25 protein-coding genes are annotated in these 25,070 nt (G+C 59.8%); 14 read left to right on the top strand and 11 right to left on the bottom strand.

What is annotated here, in order from left to right:
* On the bottom strand, positions 1–420 hold the full coding sequence (locus tag WNY37_RS07195; RefSeq protein WP_342974877.1) for a secondary thiamine-phosphate synthase enzyme YjbQ: 420 nt from the start codon (positions 418–420) through the stop codon (positions 1–3).
* Between the two features lie 175 nt (positions 421–595).
* On the opposite strand from WNY37_RS07195, the gene WNY37_RS07190 reads away from it, so the two are divergent.
* On the top strand, positions 596–1,441 hold the full coding sequence (locus WNY37_RS07190; RefSeq protein WP_342972786.1) for a neutral zinc metallopeptidase: 846 nt from the start codon (positions 596–598) through the stop codon (positions 1,439–1,441).
* 8 nt (positions 1,442–1,449) lie between these two features.
* On the opposite strand, the gene WNY37_RS07185 is transcribed toward WNY37_RS07190, so the two are convergent.
* Complete coding sequence (locus WNY37_RS07185; RefSeq protein ID WP_342972785.1) at positions 1,450–1,869, bottom strand: VOC family protein; 420 nt, start codon at positions 1,867–1,869, stop codon at positions 1,450–1,452.
* 79 nt (positions 1,870–1,948) lie between these two features.
* Here WNY37_RS07185 and WNY37_RS07180 point away from each other — a divergent pair, with 79 nt between their 5' ends.
* The 3 genes from WNY37_RS07180 to WNY37_RS07170 all read left to right on the top strand — a co-directional run bounded on the left by WNY37_RS07180 (position 1,949) and on the right by WNY37_RS07170 (position 4,640).
* Positions 1,949–2,599 carry a metalloregulator ArsR/SmtB family transcription factor gene (locus WNY37_RS07180; RefSeq protein WP_342972784.1) on the top strand — a complete coding sequence of 217 codons (651 nt, stop codon included), beginning with the start codon at positions 1,949–1,951 and terminating at the stop codon, positions 2,597–2,599.
* 80 nt (positions 2,600–2,679) lie between these two features.
* Complete coding sequence (locus WNY37_RS07175; protein ID WP_342972783.1) at positions 2,680–3,240, top strand: GIY-YIG nuclease family protein; 561 nt, start codon at positions 2,680–2,682, stop codon at positions 3,238–3,240.
* Between the two features lie 110 nt (positions 3,241–3,350).
* Positions 3,351–4,640, top strand: a complete 1,290-nt coding sequence (locus WNY37_RS07170) for an O-acetylhomoserine aminocarboxypropyltransferase/cysteine synthase family protein (protein ID WP_342972782.1) — start codon at positions 3,351–3,353, stop codon at positions 4,638–4,640.
* 44 nt (positions 4,641–4,684) lie between these two features.
* Here the strand turns inward: WNY37_RS07170 and WNY37_RS07165 are convergent, their stop codons facing one another.
* The 7 genes from WNY37_RS07165 to WNY37_RS07135 form a co-directional block, all read right to left on the bottom strand.
* On the bottom strand, positions 4,685–5,461 hold the full coding sequence (locus WNY37_RS07165; protein ID WP_342972781.1) for a transglutaminase family protein: 777 nt from the start codon (positions 5,459–5,461) through the stop codon (positions 4,685–4,687).
* A 196-nt stretch (positions 5,462–5,657) separates the two neighbouring features.
* Entirely contained in the window at positions 5,658–7,514 is a 1,857-nt protein-coding gene (locus tag WNY37_RS07160; RefSeq protein WP_342972780.1) for a hypothetical protein, read from the bottom strand.
* 39 nt (positions 7,515–7,553) lie between these two features.
* Positions 7,554–9,518 (bottom strand): RNA polymerase sigma factor RpoD, encoded by a 1,965-nt coding sequence (gene rpoD / locus WNY37_RS07155; RefSeq protein ID WP_342972779.1) that lies wholly within the window; start codon positions 9,516–9,518, stop codon positions 7,554–7,556.
* A gap of 60 nt (positions 9,519–9,578) precedes the next feature.
* Positions 9,579–11,402 (bottom strand): DNA primase, encoded by a 1,824-nt coding sequence (dnaG, locus tag WNY37_RS07150; RefSeq protein ID WP_342972778.1) that lies wholly within the window; start codon positions 11,400–11,402, stop codon positions 9,579–9,581.
* A 130-nt stretch (positions 11,403–11,532) separates the two neighbouring features.
* Positions 11,533–12,069, bottom strand: a complete 537-nt coding sequence (locus WNY37_RS07145; protein ID WP_342972777.1) for an SRPBCC family protein — start codon at positions 12,067–12,069, stop codon at positions 11,533–11,535.
* Complete coding sequence (locus WNY37_RS07140) at positions 12,069–12,416, bottom strand: metalloregulator ArsR/SmtB family transcription factor (RefSeq protein WP_342972776.1); 348 nt, start codon at positions 12,414–12,416, stop codon at positions 12,069–12,071. The genes WNY37_RS07145 and WNY37_RS07140 overlap by 1 nt, the downstream gene beginning before the upstream one ends.
* A 124-nt stretch (positions 12,417–12,540) precedes the next feature.
* Entirely contained in the window at positions 12,541–13,029 is a 489-nt protein-coding gene (locus WNY37_RS07135) for a GatB/YqeY domain-containing protein (RefSeq protein WP_342972775.1), read from the bottom strand.
* Between the two features lie 128 nt (positions 13,030–13,157).
* Between WNY37_RS07135 and carA the strand changes: the two genes are divergently transcribed.
* Positions 13,158–14,333, top strand: coding sequence for a glutamine-hydrolyzing carbamoyl-phosphate synthase small subunit (gene carA / locus WNY37_RS07130; protein WP_342972774.1), 1,176 nt, complete (start codon positions 13,158–13,160; stop codon positions 14,331–14,333).
* 278 nt (positions 14,334–14,611) lie between these two features.
* Positions 14,612–14,992, top strand: coding sequence for a 2OG-Fe(II) oxygenase (locus WNY37_RS07125; RefSeq protein WP_342972773.1), 381 nt, complete (start codon positions 14,612–14,614; stop codon positions 14,990–14,992).
* 3 nt (positions 14,993–14,995) lie between these two features.
* Here the strand turns inward: WNY37_RS07125 and WNY37_RS07120 are convergent, their stop codons facing one another.
* On the bottom strand, positions 14,996–15,505 hold the full coding sequence (locus tag WNY37_RS07120; RefSeq protein ID WP_342972772.1) for a hypothetical protein: 510 nt from the start codon (positions 15,503–15,505) through the stop codon (positions 14,996–14,998).
* 87 nt (positions 15,506–15,592) lie between these two features.
* On the opposite strand from WNY37_RS07120, the gene WNY37_RS07115 reads away from it, so the two are divergent.
* Complete coding sequence (locus WNY37_RS07115) at positions 15,593–16,057, top strand: GFA family protein (RefSeq protein WP_342972771.1); 465 nt, start codon at positions 15,593–15,595, stop codon at positions 16,055–16,057.
* Here WNY37_RS07115 and WNY37_RS07110 read toward each other — a convergent pair.
* Positions 16,054–16,965: a M48 family metallopeptidase gene (locus tag WNY37_RS07110; RefSeq protein ID WP_342972770.1), complete on the bottom strand. Its 912-nt coding sequence runs from the start codon at positions 16,963–16,965 to the stop codon at positions 16,054–16,056. The genes WNY37_RS07115 and WNY37_RS07110 overlap by 4 nt on opposite strands.
* A 108-nt stretch (positions 16,966–17,073) precedes the next feature.
* On the opposite strand from WNY37_RS07110, the gene WNY37_RS07105 reads away from it, so the two are divergent.
* The 7 genes from WNY37_RS07105 (at position 17,074) to carB (ending at position 25,010) form a co-directional block, all read left to right on the top strand.
* On the top strand, positions 17,074–17,598 hold the full coding sequence (locus WNY37_RS07105; RefSeq protein ID WP_342972769.1) for a paraquat-inducible protein A: 525 nt from the start codon (positions 17,074–17,076) through the stop codon (positions 17,596–17,598).
* Positions 17,598–18,263, top strand: coding sequence for a hypothetical protein (locus WNY37_RS07100; RefSeq protein ID WP_342972768.1), 666 nt, complete (start codon positions 17,598–17,600; stop codon positions 18,261–18,263). Before WNY37_RS07105 ends, WNY37_RS07100 begins: the two co-directional genes overlap by 1 nt.
* 38 nt (positions 18,264–18,301) lie before the next feature.
* The gene (locus WNY37_RS07095) at positions 18,302–19,036 is read left to right on the top strand and encodes an MBL fold metallo-hydrolase (RefSeq protein WP_342972767.1); all 735 of its coding nucleotides are present in this window, start codon (positions 18,302–18,304) and stop codon (positions 19,034–19,036) included.
* Between the two features lie 336 nt (positions 19,037–19,372).
* On the top strand, positions 19,373–20,581 hold the full coding sequence (locus WNY37_RS07090) for a Tad domain-containing protein (RefSeq protein WP_342972766.1): 1,209 nt from the start codon (positions 19,373–19,375) through the stop codon (positions 20,579–20,581).
* A 133-nt stretch (positions 20,582–20,714) separates the two neighbouring features.
* Entirely contained in the window at positions 20,715–21,053 is a 339-nt protein-coding gene (locus tag WNY37_RS07085; protein ID WP_342972765.1) for a YMGG-like glycine zipper-containing protein, read from the top strand.
* 188 nt (positions 21,054–21,241) lie between these two features.
* Complete coding sequence (locus WNY37_RS07080; protein ID WP_342972764.1) at positions 21,242–21,601, top strand: hypothetical protein; 360 nt, start codon at positions 21,242–21,244, stop codon at positions 21,599–21,601.
* 130 nt (positions 21,602–21,731) lie between these two features.
* Positions 21,732–25,010 (top strand): carbamoyl-phosphate synthase large subunit, encoded by a 3,279-nt coding sequence (gene carB, locus WNY37_RS07075; RefSeq protein ID WP_342972763.1) that lies wholly within the window; start codon positions 21,732–21,734, stop codon positions 25,008–25,010.
* The last annotated feature ends 60 nt before the right edge of the window (positions 25,011–25,070 follow it).

Raw genomic sequence — 25,070 nt, 5'->3', positions numbered from 1 at the left:
TCACCCACCCATGTGAAGCACAACCTGCCGCGTATGTGGCCGGTCGCGGTGTTCGAACAGATAAAGCCCCTGCCAGGTGCCGAGCAGCATCTCGCCGCCGCTCACAGGTATGCCGATGGATGTCTGCGTCAGCGCCGCCTTGATATGGGCAGGCATGTCGTCTGGCCCTTCCGCGTCATGAATGATCCAGCTCATGGACGGGTCATAAGAATGCGGCACGAGGCGGCGGAAGAAATTGTTGAGGTCAGTCTGCACATCGGGGTCGGCATTTTCCTGGATCAATAACGAGCAGGATGTATGGCGCACAAAAACCGTCAGCAGCCCCTCGCTCACCCCGCTGTCGCGCACGAACTGTCGCGCCTGCTGTGTGAATTCGGTCAGGCCGGGGCCGCTCGTCGAAATGGATAATGTGTCGATCATGCGCGTCCATCGATATGCCATCGCTGACATCATGTCAGCCCGGCTGAGGCGAGGCTCGCATGTTTCATGAGGCGTGTTGGTATTCATCGTATCGATCTTTCAATTCGAGGCGGTTGCGTGCATCCTCTTTCCGGCTCGCGCGTTTGGGTTCGGGACAGGCAAGCAGGAGAAGAGAATGCGTTGGAAGGGTGGCCGCACAAGCGGACGGGTAGAAGACAGGCGGGGCATGAAGACAGCGGCCGCTGGCGGCGGTCTCGGCGTTCTGGTCCTGGGACTTCTCGGTTATTATTTTCTCGGTATCGACCCGCAAACCACCCAGAAGATCGCGAGCAGCTTCGGCGGCGCAGGCGTGCAGGAACGCGGCGACGTCGGCACGCCTGAAGACCAGGCCGGCCTCTTCGTCGATGTCATCGGCTCGAACATCAATGATGTCTGGTCCGCCAGCATGAACAGCTATTCCCCGCCATCCACAGTGCTCTATACCCAGGGCACCAATACAGGTTGCGGCTACGGCCAGTCCGCCATGGGGCCGTTCTACTGCCCCGCCGACGAGACCGTCTATCTCGACCTCTCCTTCTGGCAGCAGATGGAAACCCAGCTCGGCGCGTCCGGCGCTGACTTCGCCAAGGCCTATGTCATCGCGCATGAATTCGGCCACCACGTCCAGAAACTGACCGGCGCTACGACGCAGGTTCGCGAGGCGCAGCAACGCGCCCGCAACCAGGCAGACGCCAACCAGTATGCCGTCGCGCTCGAGCTTCAGGCAGATTGCTATGCTGGCGTGTGGGCGGCCAATGCCGCGCGCGTCTCCGGCGGCGACGTCGCGCTGGAAGAAGGCGACATACAGGAAGGCCTGCGCACGGCCAGCGCGATCGGCGACGACACCCTGCAGGAACGCGCCGGCCGCAATGTGAACCCTGAAAACTTCACGCATGGCTCATCACAGCAGCGCCAGGAATGGCTCCTGCGCGGCTATCGTTCCGGCGATCCCAATAGCTGCAACACGTTCGACGAACTGTAGGTCCGCGCTCAGTCATAGCGGTTCTTCTCGGCTGGATCGTCTGAGAAGTATTCGACAAATTCGAACTCGATATTGTTGCCGTCGATGAAATAGACATTGCGGCGGTGTTCGGTCGGGGCACCCGGATTGGATATCTCGTGACCGGCCGCCTCCAGCCGCTGAATCAGGCGTTCGATATCCGAGACCTCGAAAGCCAGATGCGCCAGTCCCGGCTGATGCCCTTTCAGGTCGCGCGGTGCGCCTTCGCCATTGTCCGACAGCGCAATGTAGAACTCGTCGTCACCGAAATGCAGCCACTCTCGCGGCTTGCCCGACCAGGTTCCCTTGCCGCGTCCGCGAACGCGCCAATGCGGGAAAGCGGCCTTCAGGAAACTCAATGTCGGTCCGAAATCAGTGACGACGAGATTGGCATGTTCGAGGCGTACCATTGTCCTTCTCCATTTATTATAGATTTTCCTTTATTTATTCTCGCTTGTTTTTGAAAGCAATCCCTTTTAAAAAAGAAAAATGAGCCAGACCGCTTCTCCACCGCCGCTGACTGCAACGCGCAATACAGTTCTCGACCTGCTGAAGCGCGGCGGTCCGCAATCTGCCAGCGCGCTTGCCGAAACGCTTGGCGTCACCGCCATGGCCGTCCGCCTGCATCTCTATGAACTGGCCGAAGAGGGCCTCATCGAAGAAAGCTCGAAACCGCAGGGCCGCGGCCGCCCGACCAAGATCTGGTCGCTGACAGACGCCGCCTCCCGCGCTTTCCCGGACGCCCATCAGGGACTCGCCCTGGAGATGATCGAATCGATCCGCGACATGTTCGGCGAGGACGGTCTTTCGAAGGTCATCGACAGGCATAGCGAGACACAACTCGCGGCTTATCGCGCCCATCTTTCAGGGCACACGGATATCGGCGCGCGCGTAAAGCGCCTCACCGAACTCCGCTCAGCCGAGGGCTATATGGCCGCTGCCGCCGAAGACGGCGACGACTGGCTCCTGATCGAGAACCACTGCCCCATCTGCTCGGCCGCCAAAGCCTGCCAGCGCCTTTGCGCAAATGAACTGGACGTCTTCCAGAATGCCCTCGGCACTGACACCCTCGTCACCCGCGAGGACCATATCCTCGTAGGGGCCCGCCGCTGCGTGTACCGAATCAGGGCGCAATCCTGAATAGATGAAAATTATCATTTCTACCTAAGGGAATGTCATCGAACGCCTGCTAGCGTCCCCTCAGAGCATCGGAGGGACTGATGGATATTTCGTCTGTGCGTGCAGCGCTAAACAAGGCCAAAGGCCCCTGGTATCCCAAGGACCATCAGGGACCCGGTTTCTACGCCATCTTCCTGAAATCCAGCAGCCAGCTACCAGGCATCGATGTCCCGCGCGACGGGCTTCTCTACATCGGCAAGACTGAAAAGGGCTTTTCGGCCCGTGACCATTTCCAGCCATCATGCGGGCATAGCGGTCACTGCACCGCGCGCCGTAGCCTCGGCGCCCTGCTGAGCGAACAGCTCGATCTCAAACCCAAGCCGCGCAGCCGTCGATCGATTTACAGCCGCAAGTCCCACTTCCGGTTCGATGCCGCCGGCGAAAAGCGCCTGTCGGAATGGATGCAGGGCCAATTATACATTGCGCGCGTTCCGTTCGAAGGAAATGTCAGCGCCGCCGAAGCCATGCTCATCGAAGGCCTGCGCCCGCCGCTCAACCTGACCATTTGGGACAATCCTCAAGCCGGTCTGGTCAAGCGGCTGCGGCGCCAGTGCTCGGATCAGGCACGGTCCTTCTTCTCACGCGGGGCGCGCGTCGCCTGACAGGCTGAGACGAGCCGTCACCCCAATAATCTCTTGGAAATTTGTCTTCGACCCGTCAGAAGGTGGCCGAGGCCGGAATTGAACGGCCGTATAGTATGGAGAAGACATAGATGACCGATGCGACGATGAATGATTTCGACACGCTGCAAGTGCATGCTGGCGCCGAGCCCGATCCGGCCACCGGCGCGCGCCAGGTGCCGATCTATCAGACCACCGCCTATGTCTTCAAAGATGCTGACCATGCTGCCCGCCTCTTCGGCCTGCAGGAAGTCGGATACATCTATTCGCGCCTGACCAATCCCACCGTCGGCGCGCTGCAGAACCGGATGGCTGCGCTTGAGGGCGGCGCGGGTGCGGTGTGCTGCTCTTCCGGCCATGCCGCCCAGATCCTTGCGCTCTTCCCGCTCATGGCGCCGGGCCGGAATATTGTCGCGTCGACGCGGCTCTATGGCGGCACGATCACCCAGTTCAGCCAGACCTTCAAACGCTTCGGCTGGTCGGCGAAATTTGTCGACTTTGATGATGTTGATGCGGTCAAGGCCGCCATCGACGACGATACGCGCGCGATCTTCTGCGAGACCATCGCCAATCCCGGCGGCTATGTCACAGACCTCGACGCCATTGCACCGATCGCCGATGAGGCCGGACTTCCTCTTATCGTCGACAACACGACCGCCACGCCATATCTCTGCCGCCCCATCGAGCATGGCGCGACGCTGGTCGTTCATTCAATGACGAAATACCTCACCGGCAACGGCACGGTGACCGGCGGGGCGATTGTCGATTCCGGCAAATTCGACTGGTCGGCCTCAGACAAGTTCCCGTCCCTGTCGCAGCCTGAGCCAGCCTATCACGGCCTGAAATTCCATGAGACGTTCGGGCCAGCGGCCTTCATGTTCCACGGGATCGCCATCGGTCTTCGCGACCTTGGCATGACGCTCAACCCACAGGCCGCCCATTACACGATGATGGGCATCGAGACCCTGTCGCTGCGCATGCAGAAGCATCTCGCCAACGCGCAACAGATCGCTGAGTGGCTGGAAAAACATCCGAGTGTCGCCGCCGTGACCTACCCCGGCCTCGACTCTTCGCCGTACAAGGCACGCGCCGAACGCATCTGTCCCAAGGGTTCGGGCGCGCTGTTCACGGTACAGCTGAAAGGCGGATATGATGCCTGCGTGAAGTTCGTCGAAAGCCTGAAACTGTTCAGCCATGTCGCGAATCTCGGCGATACGCGCTCACTCGTTATCCACTCGGCATCGACCACCCACCGCCAGTTGACCGAAGAGCAGCAAGTCGCCGCCGGGGCCGCCCCGGACGTGGTTCGCCTGTCCATCGGCATCGAAGGCGCCGATGACCTGATTGCCGACCTCGACCAGGCGCTGAAAGCAGCGGGCTGACGGGCTAACGGACGCGCCAGCACCTTAAGCGGTGCTGGCAACCCTCATTCCAGGGTGACGTGGACAGACTGCTCCTTCAGCTCGGCCGTGCCGAAAATCGTCATGAAGCTGATGTCTGTCGCGTCACGGCCGGACGCGATCCGCACGACATTGCCAATGTCCGACATGCGTGACGGGTCGATCAGCTGCCAGGCGCCGTCCAGCCAGACATCCGCAATCGCGTGGAAGTCCGGCGGCTCGATCCCCGGCGCATAGACAGACACCATTCTCGCGGGCAGGCCCATCGCCCTCGCAAAGCTGATGAACAGGTGGGCATAGTCCCGGCAGACGCCCTGCCGACTCATGAACGTATCGGCCGCGCTCGTGACGCCCGTACTCGATCCCGGCACGTAGTCGAGATGGTCGAACACCCAGTCCGCCATCGCGGTGGCCTGGGCCCCGCCAGACAGGTCGCCAAACGTGTTCATGGCAAACCCGACAAGCTGGTCCGCCTCGCAATACCGGCTCGGAAACAGGTAACGCACCACATCCGCGGAGAGCTCATGGCGCGGCGTCGCCGGAAGATCGCCCAGGTCTCTCACAATACGCGTCACATCGACGGTGGCCGTGTAGTCAATCTCCAGGTCGCCCTCGGCATGGATCCATTTCGCGCGCTGATCGCCGCCCCCGCCAATCACGTCGCGCCGCTCGACGTCCGGCCGCATGGTCAACGCGTCCTGGACGATGACCTGTTCAGCCAGGTCGAGCGCCTCGACGGCCAGCAGCACGTCTGCCGGCTGGGCGAAATGATAGTGCAGGCGGGACTGGATAGAGACGCGCATCTGGCGGGGCTTTCTTTTCGAGGGATTCCACAACACAACGCCGCCCGGCCAGATAAGATGCTGCCTGTCTGCGCAAAAAAAAGCGCTGACCTCTGGCCAGCGCCTTTATTCTTCGCTGGTGCCCATGCGGGCGTCTCCTGTCAGGAGGAGATAGCGGGCATGTTGGTAAAGTGTGTCAAATCTCCTTGAGATTAGTCTACTCGTTCTCTTCCTCGTACCGATACCGGTCTCTCAGTGCGATGAGATGTTCATGCATAGTCTTGTCGGGGTCTCTGTTGCGCTTCTTGAGGTCATTGATAATTTCGATGGCCGACATGCGGCTATGTACAGGAACGTCTTCAAGAATTTCGATAACGGCGGCCTCCGCTGCGACGACAACTTCAGCGGCTTTCTCAACCACCACCATCTCAGGCCCAGCAACAGATGCCGTCGCGCCGAGCAAAAAAGCACCAATAAGATTCAATGACTTGGTGACCAGGTTGCCACCCGTATTGGCATACAGGCCACGCAATTTACCAGACTGAACATCGCCCCGGTCAATTGCAGCAATGAACGTCTTGAGGGTTTCAATATCTTCCGACGATAACAGATTGTGTTGCGCGGAAATCGCAATCGCAACCGTTGCCGCCCCATAACGCTTCTCTGGGTTGAGATAGTGGGACGACTCATCATCCAGTTCTCGGGCAGTCGGAAAACGCCGGGCGAGTGGTCCTGCCACGCGGACCATATTCATGAGCTTTCGGCGTGCATTTATTGGAAGCTCAGGCGCACCTAGTCGCCCCAATACCACGTCGTCATCTGCTTCCAGAAGGCTGCCGATAACACATAGCGTCGTCCAGAAGGTAACGATCTCAGATGCCAGGTGCTGCGTAGTTCCCGCAACAATTTCCGACATTTCGTCGTACGCGGACTTAACATCATTCCGGCCGGGCCAATTACAGATTTCGTAGATGTCGTCGATCAAGCCCGGCAAGAGCTTTCTGAGGTTGTCGTGCAGCTTTCTTGTCGCCGCTTCTTCAGCGGCTCTCTCATCATCGCCCGAAGCGGGCGAGGCCATAACGAGGCACTCATCATGTTGCCGGAACTGGAGAGCAGCTTTGTATTGGACCAGGCCGACCACGTTCTCAGCGTCAATTTTATTGGACGTTGAGGGTATTTGTCCCGCTTGGGCGGATTCATCGTAAAAAGAATCGTATTCCGATTCATTGGAACGGCCGACCCACCCCAAAATTTCCGCGATGTCAGCCATCACTTCATCTGGGGATCGCGGATTGTTGTCGCCGTCGTCCCAGAACTCTGTCGGCTTGTTAGCAACTTTATCGAGTTTCTTGTTCGGAAACGGATCGACGGAGGCATCTTTCAGTATGTGATCGTACCAGCGGCCCCAAAGCGGCCAAGCCGAGCCGAACTCCAATAACATGGATCTGAACTTGTTGATCGTCTTTACCAATTCAGCTGATAGTCCGTACGGCCAGAGCGGCGACGCCAGAAGTTCAAACGGACCACTCGTTTCATAAGCCCGCCCATTCAGATCAATCGGACCACTCGTTTCATAAGCCCGCCAATCCAGATCAATCGCCTCCCATAAGGCCTTTCTAAATGGGTAGGCGGCGGCGTTGGCAGCGTGAGCGGCGGCAGCGGCGGCGTTGGCAGCGGCGTCGGCGGCGTTGGCGGCGTTGGCGGCGGCGGCGGCAGCGGCGTCGGCGGCGTCGGCAGCGGCGTCGGCAGCGGCGTTAGCAGCGTTGGCGCTAGCAGCGTTGGCGATGGCGACGGTGGCGGCGGCGTTGTGAAGGTTGGCGACGACGATGGCGGTGACTACAGTGTCGGCGGTGGCGTAGGCGCGCTGCGAAAATAGCGTGGCCCTCAAAACGGCCATGGTCAAGCTCTTGTCTCTGACCAACGCAATAATCGGGAGGACCCGCCATGCAATGCGAAGGGCAATGACACGCGCATGAGCGGGCGTCATACCGTCCGTTTTCAAGGCCATCTGAAGCTTTTCCGGATTGTCGATCCGGGACATCTTGCCAGCAGGCGCGGTATTGTCGTCTGACATCAGCCCCTCCCCGGCGGGCCAGAGAGGGGTTGGCTTGCCTTACGTATCCAAAAAGCTCCGCAGCTTCCGGGACCGGCTCGGATGCTTGAGCTTTCTCAGCGCCTTTGCCTCGATCTGACGGATACGCTCACGCGTCACCGAGAATTGCTGGCCGACTTCTTCGAGTGTGTGGTCGGTGTTCATGCCGATGCCGAAGCGCATGCGCAGCACGCGTTCCTCACGCGGGGTGAGCGAGGCGAGCACGCGGGTCGTGGTTTCGCGTAGATTGCTCTGGATCGCGCTATCGACCGGCAACAGCGCCATCTTGTCCTCGATGAAGTCGCCGAGGTTTGAATCCTCGTCGTCGCCAATCGGGGTTTCAAGCGAGATCGGCTCTTTCGCGATCTTCAGCACCTTGCGGATCTTCTCCAGCGGCAGGCCGAGCTTTTCAGCCAGCTCTTCCGGCGTCGGCTCACGGCCAATCTCGTGCAGCATCTGGCGCTGGGAGCGGACGATCTTGTTGATCGTCTCGATCATGTGCACCGGAATACGGATCGTGCGGGCCTGGTCGGCGATGGAGCGCGTGATGGCCTGGCGGATCCACCAGGTCGCATAGGTCGAGAATTTATAGCCGCGGCGGTACTCGAACTTGTCGACCGCTTTCATCAGGCCGATATTGCCTTCCTGGATGAGATCGAGGAATTGCAGGCCGCGATTGGTGTACTTCTTCGCGATCGAGATCACGAGGCGAAGGTTGGCTTCCACCATTTCCTTCTTGGCAACGCGGGCTTCGCGCTCGCCTTTCTGGACGCGCTGGACGATCAGGCGATAGTCATCAATCGGAATACCGATCTCCTGCGACACAGCCGAAATCTCGTCGCGGATGTCGTTTATCTGCTCGGCTTCCTTGTCGAAGAATTTTTCCCATTTCTTCTTCGATTTGGACGCGTCGACGGCTTCTTCCTGCCAGGCAGGGTTCAGCTCATTGCCGAAATAGCTGGTCAGGAATTCCTTGCGCGGCACGCCGTGCGCATCGGCAAGACGCATCAGCTTGCCTTCAAGGCCCATCAGCTTCTTGTTGATCGCATAGAGCTGTTCAACCAGCGCTTCGATACGCGCATTGTTGATGTGCATCGTCTTGAGATTGTCGACAATCGACTGAGCCAGCGCGTCATATTCGTCCTGCGCTTTCGGGGTCAGCTCCTTGCCTTCCATGCGGCGGTCGACGAGCTTTTCCTGCAGCTTGCGATACTGGCCAAAAGCGAGCGCCATCTCGTCGAGCTTGCCGAGCACACCATCGCGAAGTTCGGCTTCCATGGCCGACATCGACATGGCTGCACCCTCTTCCTCATCCTCGCGTTCTTCGCGGGCAAGGCGCTCTTCAGTGGTCTCGTTCTCGCGGGCCTTGGCTTCGGCCTCTTTTTCCTCTTCGGTCTTTTCTTCCGGCTCAGGCGCTGGGTTTTCCGCGCCATAAGTGGTTTCAAGATCGATCAGGTCACGCAGCAGGATCCGCTCATTCATGAGCTCGTCGCGCCACACCATCATGGCTTCGAAGGTCAGCGGGCTCTCGCAGAGACCGCGGATCATCGCGTCGCGGCCAGCCTCGATGCGCTTGGCAATCGCGATCTCGCCCTCGCGGGAGAGAAGCTCAACCGCGCCCATCTCGCGAAGATACATGCGGACCGGGTCATCGGTGCGGTCGGATCCGCGGGCATTGCCCTTCTTGGCAACCGCCGTCGTTCCGGTCTTGGCGACGGCCGTGCTCTTGGATGAAGACTCAACTTCGTCTTCATTCTCCACGACCTGAATGCCCATCTCGGACAGGGCCGACATGGTGTCTTCAATCTGGTCGGAGCTCAGCTCGTCAGACGGCAGGACAGAGTTCAGCTCGTCATGCGTGACGTAGCCCTTCTCCTTTGCCTTCTTGATGAATTTCTTGACCTTGGAGTCATTCAGATCGAGCACCGGACGGTCTTCAGTTTCCACGTCACCATCTTCGTGCTCATTCTTCTGGGCTTTCGCCATGTAGTTCTCCCGCCTGTCGCAGTGCCTGTCTGCAACATTCAAACCAATTTTGCCAGCCGGTCAGTCCTGATCGGCTTGTTCTGCTGCCTCATTGAGACGCGCTGCGCGAGCTTTGCGTTCAGCGACCTCATGGTGCAACCGGCGCCAGTTTTCAGGTGATGCCGTTACATCATCTCCACTGCCGCCCCCATAAGGGCTGCCATCATCTCTTGCTACATATTGCTCCAGGGCGATCAGCCATTCCCGTTCCTCGGGCCCATCTGGGTCAATCGTCGGAATTTCGGGATAATTTTTGAGCAATTCAGCAGCGCGCGTGTTACCTCGATCTACTAAATGGTCGCGGATGGCCTCGCGGTCAACACCCTTGCCTGCTTGTGGCCAGGAAATAATCACGTCACGGAGAATCGCGACGTCTTCATCGCGGAAGACACTCATCGACAACGTCTCGAATCCGAAGTCGATCAGGTGCGGATTATCAATGGCCCGAATGATCAGGCCAAGGCCGCGCGTCTTGGGCGCCGTGGACGTCTGGTGGGCGCCTTTCTGGGGCGGTCCCTTTCGTTGCTGACCCGGGGCTGAGCGCTTCGACCGGCGCAGCTGCCAGAGGTGCTCATTCATTCGCGATTTGAGGTCCCGCTCATAGGCTGCGCGCACCGCCGGGTTCTTGATCTGCCCTGCCGCCTGCATCAGCCGCGCCTCCAGCCCGGCCTGGCGTTCCGGCGTATCGATCGCTTCAGCGTCCCGTTCGCGCAGCCACAGCACCTCAACCAGCGGCAGCGCACCGGCCAGCGCCTGCTTCATCGCTTCGGGCCCCGACTGGCGGATGAGGTCATCGGGGTCCATCCCGCCCGACAAGAGGCAGAAGAAGAGCGACCGACCCGGCTCAAGAAATGGCAGGGCGCGTTCAATCGACCGGTAAGCTGCGCGCAGGCCCGCCGCATCACCATCGAAACACAGCACAGGCTCCGGCCCGGCCCGCCAGAGCAGGCCGAGCTGGTCCTCGGTCAGCGCCGTGCCGAGCGGGGCGACCACATGGCCAATCCCGGCCTCGGCCATGGCGATGGCGTCCATATAACCTTCAGTGACGATGAGGCCGCCCTCATCGGTATCGCCAAACGCCGTGCGCGCATCCTTGTAGCGATAGAGAACCCGGCCCTTGTGGAAGAGCTCGGTATCATTCGAGTTGAGGTATTTCGGCTTGGCGTCGGGCTGCATACCCCTGCCCCCGAAGGCGATCACCTGACCGCGCACATCGGTGATCGGGAAGATCACGCGGCCCCGGAACCGGTCATACGGATCACCGCCGCTTTCCTTCTGCACAGACAGGCCGGATTCCAGAATCTCGCGATCGCTGAAACCCTTGGACTTCAGATGATCGATCGTCGTACGCCAGTCATCGGGCGCATAGCCGAGCCGATGACGCGCCCAGGCGGCCGCGCCCAGCCCGCGACCTTCCAGATAGGCCCGCGCGTCCGTGCCTTCGGCCGCCCGCAGCCTGTCTTCATAGAAGGCGCACGCCGCCTCGCAGCATTCATACAGCCGCTTGCGACGGTCATAGGTCTCTTCATCCGCCGCGGTCGCCTTGGGCAGCTGCATGCCCGCCTCATCAGCGAGCTTCTCGACCGCTTCCATGAAAGACAACCGCTCGGTCTCCATGACGAAGGAGATCACATCGCCGCCAATGCCTGATGAGAAGCATTTGAAGATTCGCTTCTGGTCGTTGACGTAGAAGCTCGGGCTTTTCTCATTAGTGAAAGGCGAAAGCCCCACCCATTCCTTGCCCTGCTTCTTCAGCTTCACCTTACGCCCGATCACGTCCGACGGGCGGATGCGCGCTTTCAGCTCTTCGACAAAGCCATCAGGGATGCGGATGGGGGCAGACATGAGGCTCAGTGTACCGCGAACCGGGGGTCTCGCGCCACTGGTGATTGCCGCGGTGCACAAGCTTCAGCATGTCTGTGGAATTCTGGCGCTGGCCTAGCTGTCCCCATCAACCGGCAAACAGTGATTCCCATCAGCCAGTTTTTTTCAGCCGTGTCTCATAAGCCGCTTCAAGCGCCATGTGGCGGGGCCAGAAGTCTCGCACGGCCCGGCCATCGAGATTGTCCTGAAGCAAATCGAAGTGCGCATGCCAGCCGGCCGCAGCGCCGATCAGGAAATCGCCGTCCGTCAGGCGTTTGTGCTGCAGGACAAGGCGGACCTTGCCATCCGCCTCGCTCAGCATGATGGACACTTCGGTCGGCGGGTGGCCCTGCTCGGCTGGCCAGGTGATGTCGAGCCGGTGCGGGGGTTCATAGACCAGGATATCGCAATCGAATGAGCCTGTTTCCTGATCGGCATATTTCTCTGGCGGACCGCTCTCAGACAGCTTGCGGTGATCGAACGCCAGCGTCATCGTTCCGCCTGCATGATCGTCTGTCTTGCCGCCGCAGAACCATGCCTCACGCAGCTCCGGCTTCACGATATAGTCCCAGACCCGCTCGATCGGTCCTGGCAGCAAACGTTCGAAGACAAGCGTCCCCTCGCCATTCAGCGCTCCATAATCGGCCATCAGAACGATCCTTCCTCATTGTCATTATCGACCTGCAAAACTGCTTCCAGCGCATCGAGACGCTCGGTCCAGAAGCGGCTGTAGCGCGCCGTCCATTCGGCGACTTCGGCCAGCCGCTGACGATCCAGCGAACAGACATGCTCGCGGCCGACGCGCCGGCGCCTGATCAGCCCGGCGTCTGCCAGGATGCCCACATGTTTGGAAACCGCAGCAAGCGACATGTCATACGGGCCTGCCAGACGCGATATCGCCTGATCGGTCTCAGCCAGCGAGGCGATAATGCCGCGCCGGGTCGGATCGGCCAGCGCCTTGAAGGCGCGATCAAGAACAGTGGATTGGTCAACCATTTGGTTGAGTAAGCATTTTGACCAGAAACAGTCAACCAATTAGCTGAATGTCAGCGTAAGACATCAGGAATTACTCGCGCGGATGCTTCGGCGAGCAGGCCTGAAAGGGCAGGACGAAAATGGCTTAAACGAGGGCCTTGCGGACGGCCTTGCCGGCGCTGCCGGTTTCGATACGGCCCGGATAGCGGCTTTGCAGCTCAGCCATGCAGCGGCCCATATCCTTCAGCTTGTGCGCGTCGAGGTCCTCAACGACCTTGTCGACCGCCTGCTCAAGGGCGGCGCCCTTCAGCGCTGTTGGCAGGAAGGACTGGATAATGTCCATTTCCTCGCGCTCGCGTTCAGCATCGCTGACACGGCCAGCTTCATCATATTCGCGCGCTGAGATCTCACGCTGGGCAACCATGGTCTCGAGAAGCTTGCGAATGTCTGTTTCCTCACAGCCTTCGCAATTGCCCTGGCCGCGCGCCGTCACGTCACGGTCGCGCATGGCGCATTTGACCAGTCGCAGCGTGCGCGCACGCGTACCTTCTGGTTCATCGCTGACGGCGGTTTGGAGCGCATCCAGGATACGGGTGCGGATGCTGTCGGATGGAGAAACGTCTGCCTGTCCCATACCTACACTTTTCTAATGGACCTGACGCTTGACGGCCCGGTCACTGAACGCCTATCTCGCCAGCTAGAGTGCGGTCATATGGTGACCGAAATCCTAATGGCGTCGATAGGACGCGAGGAGATACGCCCATGGCCGATAAAAATCAACACGATACACCAGCCACGGGTGCGATTGCACTGGCGGATGGAACGGTCTTTCTGGGGGTTGGTTCCGGCGCACCGGGAATCGCCGTGGGTGAGCTGTGCTTCAACACCTCCATCACAGGTTATCAGGAAATCCTGACAGACCCCTCCTATGCCGGACAGGTGGTGCTGTTTACCTTCCCGCATATCGGCAATGTCGGCGCGAACCCGGACGATCATGAGGAATCCTCGGCAGAAGCAGGCAAGGCAGCCACCGGCGCTGTTTTCCGTGACCCGATCACGCCGCCATCCAACTGGCGCGCGAATGACCATTTTGATGCCTGGCTCGTGAAGAAGAATATCACCGCTGTTTCAGGCGTGGATACGCGCGCGCTGACCCGCATGATCCGTGAGGGCGGAATGCCGAAATGTGCTGTCGCCCACTCGCCTGATGGGAGAATCGATGTCGACGCGCTGATCGAAGCGGCGCGCGCCTGGGAAGGCCTCGAACATGCCGATCTTGCGCTCAATGTCGTCGGCGATGCCGCCTATGCCAATTCAGAGCGCCTGTGGGACATCACCGCCGGCTATGCGAATAATGACGACACCGATTTCCACGTCGTCGTGCTCGATTTCGGGGTAAAGAAGAATATCCTGCGCAATCTCGCGCATGTCGGTGCGCGCGCGACGATTGTCCGGGGCGATACCTCGTTTGAAGACATCATGAAACTCAACCCGGATGGCATCGTGCTGTCGAACGGTCCGGGCGATCCGGCCGCTACGATCAAGCGCTGCGGCGAGACGATCAGACTGCTTGTCGATAGCGGCAAGCCGCTGCTCGGCATCTGCCTCGGCCACCAGCTTCTGGCGCTGGCGCTCGGCGCGCAGACAATGAAGATGCCGCAGGGCCATCACGGCGCCAACCATCCGGTCAAGGATTTTGAGACCGGAAAGGTCGAAATTGTCTCGATGAATCATGGCTTTACGGTCGATACCGCCACGCTGCCTGAAGGCGTGGAAGAGAGCCATAAATCCCTGTTCGATGGCACCAATTCCGGGCTGCGGGTAAAGGACCGTCCGATTATCTCTGTCCAGCACCATCCGGAGGCGAGCCCCGGCCCGCAGGACAGTTTCTACCTGTTTGAGCGGTTCGCCCGCTTCATGAAGGATCAACAGAGCTGAACGCCATCTGTCTTGCGCCGGGCGACAATCGCAACGGTGCCATCATCGACGATCTCACAACAAAAGGCTGGAGCTGGCAGCCGGGTCTTCTCCCGGACGCGCTGACCACGGCCCTGCGCGAAGAACTCATCGTCCGCGACGCCGCCGCAGACCTTGAAGCCGCCGGCATCGGCCGCGAAGACGGCTTCCAGCTTGATCGCACGATCCGCCGCACGCGCATCACCTGGTTCGACAATTCGACTCTGGCACAGCGGGACTTCCAGGCATGGACCGAAACCATGCGCCAGACGCTCAATCGCGAACTCATGCTCGGCCTGTTCGAGATGGAAGTCTGTTTTGCTGTCTACCCGCCCGGCGGCTTCTATGACCGCCACCTCGACAGCTTTGCCGGCGCGAGAAACCGCGTCATCTCGCTCGTCGCATACCTCAACGAAGACTGGGACGAGCCCCGCGGCGGCGCGCTCGCCGTCTGGCCGGCAGGCGCAGGCCTCGAAGACGCCCCCATTGCCCGCATCTTGCCGGAAGGTGCCGGCATCATGCTGATGCTGTCAGAAGACATCCCGCACGCGGTTGAAGTCACCAATGAAAAACGCCTCGGCCTGGCTGGCTGGTGGCGCGTGAACCAGTCCGGCCCCGGCCGCATCGACCCACTGAACTAGCCGCTACTCATAAAGCCCGCAGGCCGAGCCCGGCAGCGGGTTCAGCACAAGCTGCCGCGCCGTCGGAATGGAGACATCCCGTACGATAAAGCAGCCCGAGAGCCTCATCCGCGCCCAGTCCTGTTGCGGACCGCCCAGAACGGGGCTGTATTCGCAGGAAAGCCCATTGGCCGGATGATGGACCGTGTCACCAATATGAACATCCATGAGCAGATGGTTCGACCCTGTGGGCACCGATATCCGCTCGACACCGTCCAGCATCCCGAAGTCGCAGGTTTGCGGCGTGGCGTAGGTGCCGTCCTCTTGCAGCACGCCCGGCCAGGCGAGAGGCAGCATGCTGAGGTCGAGAAGAACAACATCGCGGTCGGTTAGGGCTTCAAGACCAGCTGGCGCTTCGAACCGGGATTCACCCGGCAGGTCTCCCTCGACCATTTTCACCTCAGCCGTCTGCGCCATCACCTGCGAAGCGGACATCGCAAACAGACAGGCGGCGATCACAATTCTCGACAACATGGCATCCCTCATGAGTTGTGGCGAACTCGAACAAATAGCAATACTGCGCCGGACGATGATTTGAAATGATGACGCGAGCAAGGCGAGATGAAAGACCCGAACCTCCCAATCGAAGGCGGCTGCCGCTGCGGCGCGGTCCGCTTCCGCATTTCCGCGCCGCCAATCTTCACATCAGCGTGCCATTGCAAGGGCTGTCAGAGAATGTCGTCCAGCGCATTCTCGCTGAGCGCGGCTGTTCCGGCTGACGGGTTTGAGATCTTGCAGGGAGAGACCGTGCTAGGCGGGCTGAAGCAGGACCTTCCACACCATTTCTGTCCCGACTGCATGACCTGGATGTTCACCCGACCACCGCAAATCGACTTCATTGCCAATGTCCGCGCCACATTGTGCGACGATACCAGCTGGTACGCGCCGTTCATGGAGACATTCACGAGCGCGAAACTGCCATGGGCCGAAACAGGCGCGCCGCACAGTTTCACGGAATTTCCGGTCGAAGCGGATATGGCCCCGCTGATCGAAGCCTATGCGCGATCTGTCGGGCGCGCAGACTAGCGCAGCGCCCCGCAATTCTGCTCATACTGGGCGATGGCTTCCGGCATCCAGCGGCGAAAATTCTCGGCTCGCGTTTCAGACGCCGGGTGGGTCGACATCCATTCCGGCGGGCGCTGTCCGCCAATCTGCCCCATCCGCTCCCACAGCTCCGGCGCCTCGCGCGGGTCGTAGCAGGCGCGCACCAGCAGCTCGAGGCCGATCTTGTCGGCTTCGGCTTCGTGCTCACGGGAGAATTTCATCAGCCCGCCCTGCGCCGCCATGCCAAGCGTCGCCATCACCATCTGGCGCTGACCGGGATCCATATCCCCGACACCGACGCCGACGGCCATCATGCCGAGCTGTGCAAGCTGTCCCTGGCTCATCCGCTTGGCCCCATGATGGGCGAGCGCATGGCCGATCTCATGCCCCATGACCACAGCCAGCTTATCGACATCATCAAGATCCGCGCGGGTGACCTGCCCATCATAATTGCCGGTAATGTCCATGATCCCGGTATAGACCGCCACATAGCCGCCCGGCAGGCAGAACGCGTTTGGCTGTTCGGACTCGATGACATTGTAAGTCCAGGCAAAGTCGCGGGCGACGGGCTCAAAATCGTATCCGGCAGCGATGTAGTCCTGCTCCAGCTCGATCGCAGCCGCCTGCAGGCGCTCACCAATTTCGCGAACCGTCGCGACCACTTCAAGCTCATCGTCCGGGCATGCCCCGGCTGACAGGGTCGGACAGAGGACCTTGCCGCCCTCCTGCTGCAGGATCTGTTGATAGGACTGCGCGCCCAGTTGAGACGCCTGATCGATCGAGATCGTATTGAACTCCGCCCGGCCCGAATAAGGGTTCACTTCCCGGTTCGAAAAGTAATAGAGGGCGAGCCCTGCAAGGGCGATAAGAATGATGGCGCCGCGTCCCATGAGCCGCCTCCGCATGGACCAGTTTCAGTTCGTGCAGCAAACTAGTCGCTAATCGGTTGTGTGGGAAGCGTTGACACCTTTGCCGGTGTCTGACGTTGTCTCTTCGACATGACAGACACAACCGCCTCCGAAACCACCGCCGAGCCGCGCCCGAAGGGCAAGCTGCCGAGCAAGATCATAGACGTCGTTTCCGAATGGCTGCTCTATGTCTCGGCCGCGCTGATCATCATGGGCATTTCCCAGCCCTCGATCATGAAGCCCAACACGATCGGCCTGATGATCGAGTATAATCTCTGGGGGATTGTGCGCACCCTCTTCGAGTTTGACCTCGTCTTCATGGGCGTTGTCGTCATTATATTTTCCGGCATCTTCCCGCTGTCGAAGACAATTCTTGCCGCCATCATCTTCCGGCGCGGCGCCCCGCCCAGCCCGAAACTCGCCTGGTGGCTGAACATTCTCGCAAAATGGTCGATGCTGGACGTCTTCCTCGCCGCCCTGCTGATCGGCCTGTCACAGACCATGGCCTATGTCGGCTTCATCCCGAAGATAGGCCTCTACTATTTCACCGTCGGCGTGATCCTGAATAACCTCGCAACGCTGCGCCTGTCGTTTTCGAGGTGGAAACCGATTTAATGATGACACTTACAACCGTTCGACCCTGGTTACTGGCTAGCGCATTGTTTGGATTGCTCATCTCGGGTTGCGCCACTACCGAACCCTCTGTGATCATCAACAATGGCAAGACCGTTGACCGAACCGGCTTCCTGATCATGGACAAGGATAAGCCGTTTGAAGCAATGCCGCCTGGTCCAGACGTTTTGGAGATCGATATTCCGACACTACCAATGTCGCTGGAGCAGTATCGCCAAGAGAAGTTGCTCGTTCTTGATGCTGTCACCTTCGACAAGGTCGTCTATTACTTCGGGGACTTCAAAGAGACGAACAACGCACCCGCTTTCGCTCTACCCGCATCCTATGTCGTCGAACGCAGCCTTAGCAAAGCACTTGAACGGCAGAATAGCAGCCTGCTTCTCCTTGGTGACACCCCAGATTTAGATACAGGTGGCATCTGTCTTCTGGGTTTGGAATCGGTTTCGCTGAATATCGAAGACGCGACGAACGAATTAGCGGCCAATGTATCGATTCTGGTGGTCTGCGATCCAGAAGCTCCTTCCCTGCGATTGAAGGGCACTTCCAGAAAGCCGATGGACCCGGCTCAGGAAGTGAAGATCAACGCAATTTATGAAGCCAGCCGGGATGCTTTCGCGGAAGCCATTGAACTTGCATTCGGCTCATGAGCTTCCAACGAAACATATCTGCCCCTACATAGAGCGCCATGACAGACCAACAGACCCAGCCGAAACTCGAAATCCGCGTCATTCCGACGACGCCGCTCCAGCAGAACACCTCGATGATCTGGTCGATCGAGACCATGGAAGGCGTGTTCGTTGATCCCGGCGGCGACATCGACAAGCTGATGGGCGCGGCCGAGGAGTTCGGTGTGAAGATTGTCGGCGTGTGGCTGACCCATGGCCATATGGACCATGCCGGCGCGGCCAAGGCGGTTAAAGACCGGACAGGCGCTGAAATCATCGGCCCGCACAAGGATGATCAATGGCTGCTCGACGAGATCGAATCGTCCGGCAAGCGCTATGGCATCACCGACGGCCAGAACGTCACGCCGGACCGCTATCTGGAGGATGGCGACGAGCTGGAGCTCGATGGCGTGACATTCGGCGTCGCCCACTGCCCCGGCCACACGCCCGGCCATGTCGTGATCTACAATGAGAGCGGCGCCCTGGCCTTTGTTGGCGACGTCCTGTTCCGCGGCTCGGTTGGCCGGACGGACTTTCCGCGCGGCAACCATCAGCAGCTGATCGATTCGATCACAAGCAAGCTCTGGCCGCTCGGCACCGATATCCGTTTTGTCCCCGGACACGGCCCAATGAGCACCTTCGGACAGGAACGCGCCGACAACCCCTTCGTCGCCGATGCCGTCACCGGATATCAGGGCGCCCAGAAGAGTGAAGCCAACGAGATCGACCAGAAACTGGCAAAACGCTGGAGTTAGTCCGCCATTCCGGCGCGGATTCCACAGCCCGTCACGCAGGTCAGCTGCCGCGATGGCCCCCGTCACTGGACCGAAAGACAAGGTTGAGACACCTGCCATGACGGAACACACAGCCATCCGGCAGCGAACGAACACACTGCGACGCACCGGGCCGTTCAAGCCACTGCAAATCTGCGGAAACGACTGCAAAAAAGGCCTGATTTCAGACAAAATCGCTCAAATTTCATCATTCGACTTAGAGTAGCTTTCACGACGTTTTGTAATAAACGAGTTGTGAAAAAGCGCCGCGCCCCGTTTGGCATTCGTCGATTCTGTGCGTCCGCCGACGCCAGTACGATGCCTATTTTCGCCATCAGCCTGATGGCCATCCTGTCGCTCGTCGGCGGAACGATCGCGCTTGGCATGGACTCTCGCTCGTCCAACAATCTGCAGCATGCCGCCGACTCGTCGGCTCTCGGCGGTGCAACAGCCTTTCTTCACTCAGATTCGCCCAAAGCCGAGGAACGCCTCAAGGCCGCCCATGAGCAGGCCCGCTCACTCGCCACGCAAAACACCGACTATTCGCTGACCGAACTCGACGTCGCCGCTGTCACGGAAGACGCATATGGCCAGCACACCAATCTCAAGGTTGAGCTTCAGTTCAAACCGGTGAACTATTTCGCGAAGCTTGTCGGATCCAAGTCCACCACGCCGATCCGTCGCCGCGCCGTCGCGACAGCCACCTGGGGCTTCCCACTCTGCGTGCTGACACTCGAGCCGAAGAGATCGGGCCTCACGATCAAAGATCAGGGACAGCTAGAAGCAAACAACTGCATCATCTGGTCCAATTCCGACAGCCGCAAAGCGATGGATTTCAAGGGCGGCTCTGCCAAAACCAAAGCCTTCTGCGCGGTCGGCGATGTCGATAAAGACAGCAGAGCCCAGGTTGATCCCAAGCCGGAAGTTGGCTGCCAGCCGCTTCCCGATCCCCTGGCCGGCTACGAGGTCCCGACGTCAGGCATATGTGACAGCTTCTCCGTCGATGTCATTCGCATCGGATCCACGAAACTTTCGCCCGGTATTTATTGCGGCGGCCTGTCCGTGCGCGCCCGCAACGTCACGCTGGAGCCGGGCATCTATCACATTCGCGGCGGCGGGCTTAAAATCGATGCCCGCGGTGAGCTTGAGGCTCACGGCGTAACGTTCCTGTTCGACGGCTTGATCAACAAGGTCGAGATCAGAGGCGGCTCGGGCCTTAAAGTCACAGCGCCGACCGAAGGCGAAACAGCAGGCATGGCATTTGCCCAATTGCCGAGCGTGGTCACCAGGCTTCCCGACATGAAGATCGACGGCGCGCTTAATGTCGAAGGCGTGATCTACATGCCGAGCTATGACATCAAGATCAAAAAGCTCGGCGGCGGAACGACCAGGTCGCCCTATCTGCAAATTGTCGCCAACTCGCTGGAAATTTCCGACCAGGGCAGTCTCGCGATTGAGTTTGACATGACGCAGACCGACCTTCCGCTCGTCATCAAGCCCGCCCGCGAAGCCCGTCTTGTCGAGTGAGGCTGCCGCCTGCGGCAAATCCGAAAATCACAATTAATTCACTTTAATTTCCGTGTTCTGTCTGTGTTCATACGGGAACCACTATGACCAAGCTTCGTTTCTCCCCCTCGAAGCTACGAGAAAGGATGCCTCGATGAATACGCTTTTGAAAACGACCGCATTGGCCGCCACAGGACTTATGATGGCTGCCTGTACCCAATCTGGTTACACCGAACGCAATGCCGCCATTGGCGCTGCCGGTGGTGCTGTTGCCGGTGCTGTTATCGGTAACAATGTCGGTGATGGTGACGCAGGTCGCGGCGCTGCAATCGGTGCTGTCCTTGGCGGTGCCGCTGGCGCAGCAAAAGGTTGTACTGAGGCTGCCGACTGCGACACGCCCGGCGTAAAAGACCAGCCGGATGAAAAGGATAGCGATGGTGACGGCTACGCCGACGCCTATGACCGTTATCCTTACGACCCACGCGCCTGGTAAGACGATACCTGTCGCTTTCAGCCATTAATTGGCGTGATTGGCCCCTGCTCCCCATCGGTGCAGGGGCCTTTCTTTATGCCCGCCTGTTGACCGCACCCCCGATTTGGACGCCCGAATAGCTTGACCCTTCAAGCCTGGGCGGCAAAAGCTAGCCGCTCACTGATTCTGACCAAGGCGGAGCCGGATTGATGTCAAAACCGCGCGTTTCCATTATTTCCATCGCATCATTTTTGATCCTGGCCGCCTGCGGCGGTGCCGACGGCACCAGAGCCAATGATGCAGCGTGCGCCGTCACCGTGCTGAAAACGCTCGATATGCTTCCGGATGACATGTCGGTGCACGTCGAGAAAATCGAATCCGGGCGCAGTGGAAACGCTTTGTCCTGCAAGGTCACAGGGCCTGGTGATAACATCATGATCGACGCCACGGTGACCTGTTCAGGCGGCGCCGATGAGCTGGACGCCTGTATCACGATTGACGGAATCAGCACTCTGAACGGCGAGATTATCTATCCAGCCGACCTGCCAGACACCGAAACCGAGAACTAGCCCGACGCGGAAATCGGCCGGCCTCGAGAGATTGTTACAAATTCTCTGTGCCTATGGCCTTGCCCACCCCATCGACTCCCCGCTATAGCGCACCCGTTTGGCCATTGGTCATGAGTAACGAGGAGCCGAGATGCCGAAACGTACTGACATCAAATCCATCCTCGTCATTGGTGCCGGCCCGATCATTATCGGCCAGGCCTGCGAGTTCGATTATTCAGGCGTTCAGGCGATCAAGGCGCTGAAATCGGAAGGCTACCGGGTCATCCTGGTCAATTCCAACCCGGCCACGATCATGACCGATCCCGACATGGCGGACGCGACCTATGTCGAGCCGATCACGCCGGATTTCGTCGAGAAGATCATCCAGATCGAAAAGCCGGACGCCCTGCTCCCGACCATGGGCGGGCAGACCGCGCTGAACTGCGCGCTCGACCTCTACAAGGCCGGTACGCTCGACAAATATGGCGTCGAACTGATCGGCGCGCGCGCTGACGCCATCGAAATGGCAGAAGACCGCAAACTCTTCCGCGAAGCGATGGACCGCATCGGCCTCGAAAACCCGAAAGCGACCATCGTCGCTGCGCCCGAAATCAAGAGTGAAGACGGCAAGATCATCGGCTATGACCGCATCGGCGGGCTGGCCCGCGCCATGGAAGCGCTCGACGAAATCGGCCTGCCAGCCATTATCCGCCCGGCCTTTACGCTCGGCGGCACAGGCGGCGGTGTCGCTTATAATGTCGAAGAGTATGAAGAGATCGTCCGCTCGGGCCTTGCCGCCTCGCCGGTTGGCCAGGTCCTCATCGATGAGAGCCTGCTCGGCTGGAAAGAGTTCGAGATGGAGGTCGTCCGCGACAAGGCGGACAATGCGATCATCATCTGCGCCATCGAGAATATCGACCCGATGGGCGTCCATACGGGCGATTCCATCACCGTCGCGCCAGCCCTGACGCTGACCGACAAGGAATACCAGATCATGCGCAACGCCTCGCTGGCCGTGCTGCGCGAGATCGGTGTCGAGACGGGCGGTTCGAACGTCCAGTTCGCGGTCAATCCGGACAATGGCCGCCTCGTCGTCATCGAGATGAACCCGCGCGTGTCGCGCTCCTCCGCGCTGGCGTCCAAAGCGACAGGCTTCCCGATTGCCAAGATCGCCGCAAAGCTCGCCGTGGGCTATACGCTCGACGAACTCGACAATGACATCACCGGCGTCACCCCGGCCTCCTTCGAGCCGACCATTGATTACGTCGTCACCAAGATCCCGCGCTTTGCCTTTGAGAAATACAAAGGCTCCGAACCCCTGCTGACGACGGCGATGAAATCCGTTGGCGAGGCCATGGCTATCGGCCGCAACTTCCAGGAAAGCCTCCAGAAAGCGCTTTGCTCGCTCGAAACCGGCCTTTGCGGCCTCGACGAGAGCGAGATTAGCGGCACGGATGCGCTCACCTCTGCGCTCGCTCGCCCAACGCCAGATCGCCTGCGCCATGTGGCCCAGGCCCTTCGCGAAGGCTTCAGCGTCGAAGAGATCTACAAGATCACCAGCATCGACCGCTGGTTCCTGCGCCAGATCGCCGAGCTGATCGAGATTGAGGGCGATATCCGCCGCGACGGCCTACCCAGCGACAAGCACGCGCTGACCACGATCAAGGGCAAAGGCTTCTCTGACGCCCGCCTCGCCATGCTCACCGGCCAGAGCGAAACAGACGTCCGCGCCTTCCGCCACAAGGCCGGCGTGCGTCCCGTCTACAAGCGGATCGATACTTGCGCCGCCGAATTCGCGGCCAAGACGCCTTACCTCTACTCGACCTATGAGCATCCGGCCTTCGGTCAGGAGCATGGCGACGACGAAGCCGGTGTTTCAGACCGCAAGAAAGCCATTATCCTCGGCGGTGGCCCGAACCGGATCGGACAGGGCATCGAGTTCGATTATTGCTGCTGTCACGCCGCTTTCGCCATGGAAGACATCGGCATCGAGTCGATCATGGTGAACTGCAACCCGGAAACGGTCTCGACCGATTACGACACCTCCGACCGTCTCTATTTCGAACCGCTGACGCATGAACACGTCTCCGAAATCATCGCCAAGGAACAGACCGCTGGCGAACTCGCAGGCGTGATTGTCCAGTTCGGCGGCCAGACCCCGCTCAAGCTCGCAACGCCGCTACATGAAGCCGGCGTCCCGATCCTCGGCACCAGCCCCGTTTCCATCGATCTTGCTGAAGACCGCCAGCAATTTGCCGCCCTGCTCGACAAGCTCGGCATCCAGCAGGCCCCGTCCGCCACCGCCCGCTCCGAAGAAGAAGCGCTCGAAAAGGCACGTGAGCTCGGCTATCCGATCATGCTCAGGCCCAGCTTCGTGCTCGGTGGCCGCGCCATGGAAATCTGCCGCGACGATGACGACGTAAAGACCTTCGCCAAGGAAGCCATGAAGGTCTCCGGCGACCAGTCCCTCTTCCTCGACCGCTACCTCTCTGACGCCATCGAAGTCGATGTCGACGCCCTGTGTGACGGCACCAACGTCCATGTCGCGGGCGTCATGGAGCATATTGAGGAAGCCGGCGTGCACTCGGGCGACTCTGCTTGTGCCCTGCCGCCATACACCCTCTCGCCTGCCATGGTTGGCCGCCTCTCAGAGCAGGCCATTGCGCTCGCGCGGGAGCTGAAGGTTCGCGGCCTCATCAACATCCAGTTCGCGGTCAAGGATGACGAGATCTTCGTCCTCGAAGCCAATCCGCGCGCCTCGCGGACCGTGCCCTTCGTCGCCAAGGCCGTCGGTGCACCGATCGCCAGGATCGCCGCCAAGGTCATGGCCGGGTCCAATCTGACCGATTTCGACCTCTCTATGGCCAAGCCCCGCCGCGTTGCGGTGAAGGAAGCCGTCTTCCCCTTCGCTCGCTTCCCGGGCGTTGACCCAGTGCTCGGCCCGGAAATGCGCTCGACCGGTGAAGTCATGGGCTGGGATGATGATTTCGGCGCCGCCTTCCTGAAGTCGCAGATCGCCATCGACGTCCACCTGCCGCGCGAAGGGGCCGTCTTTATTTCGGTCAAAGACAGCGACAAGCCGATTATCGCCGATGCCGCCAAAGAGCTGATCGACATGGGCTTCACCATTGTCGCCACCAGCGGCACGGCCGATTACCTGGAAAAGCAGGGCCTCGCCGTCGAACGCATCAACAAGGTCATCGAAGGTCAGCCGCATATTGTCGACCGCATGATCAATGGCCGGATCCAGCTTGTTTTCAACACAACCGAGGGTGCCCAGTCGCTCAAGGACTCCGCTTCGATCCGCCGGACAGCATTGACGCGGAAGATTCCATATTTTACGACGCTCGCCGCATCTCGAGCATCCGTTCAGGCCATCCGGACCCTTCGCGAACGCGAATTATCAGTCCGGTCCTTGCAAAACGCCTGATATCAAACCACTTGACGCAATTGGCGTTTGGAAAGACGCTATTCGTTTACAACGACGGTT

The organism is Henriciella sp. AS95 (assembly GCF_038900055.1).
Classification (GTDB): Bacteria; Pseudomonadota; Alphaproteobacteria; order Caulobacterales; family Hyphomonadaceae; genus Henriciella.
This window is presented reverse-complemented; position numbering and strand designations above follow the sequence as displayed.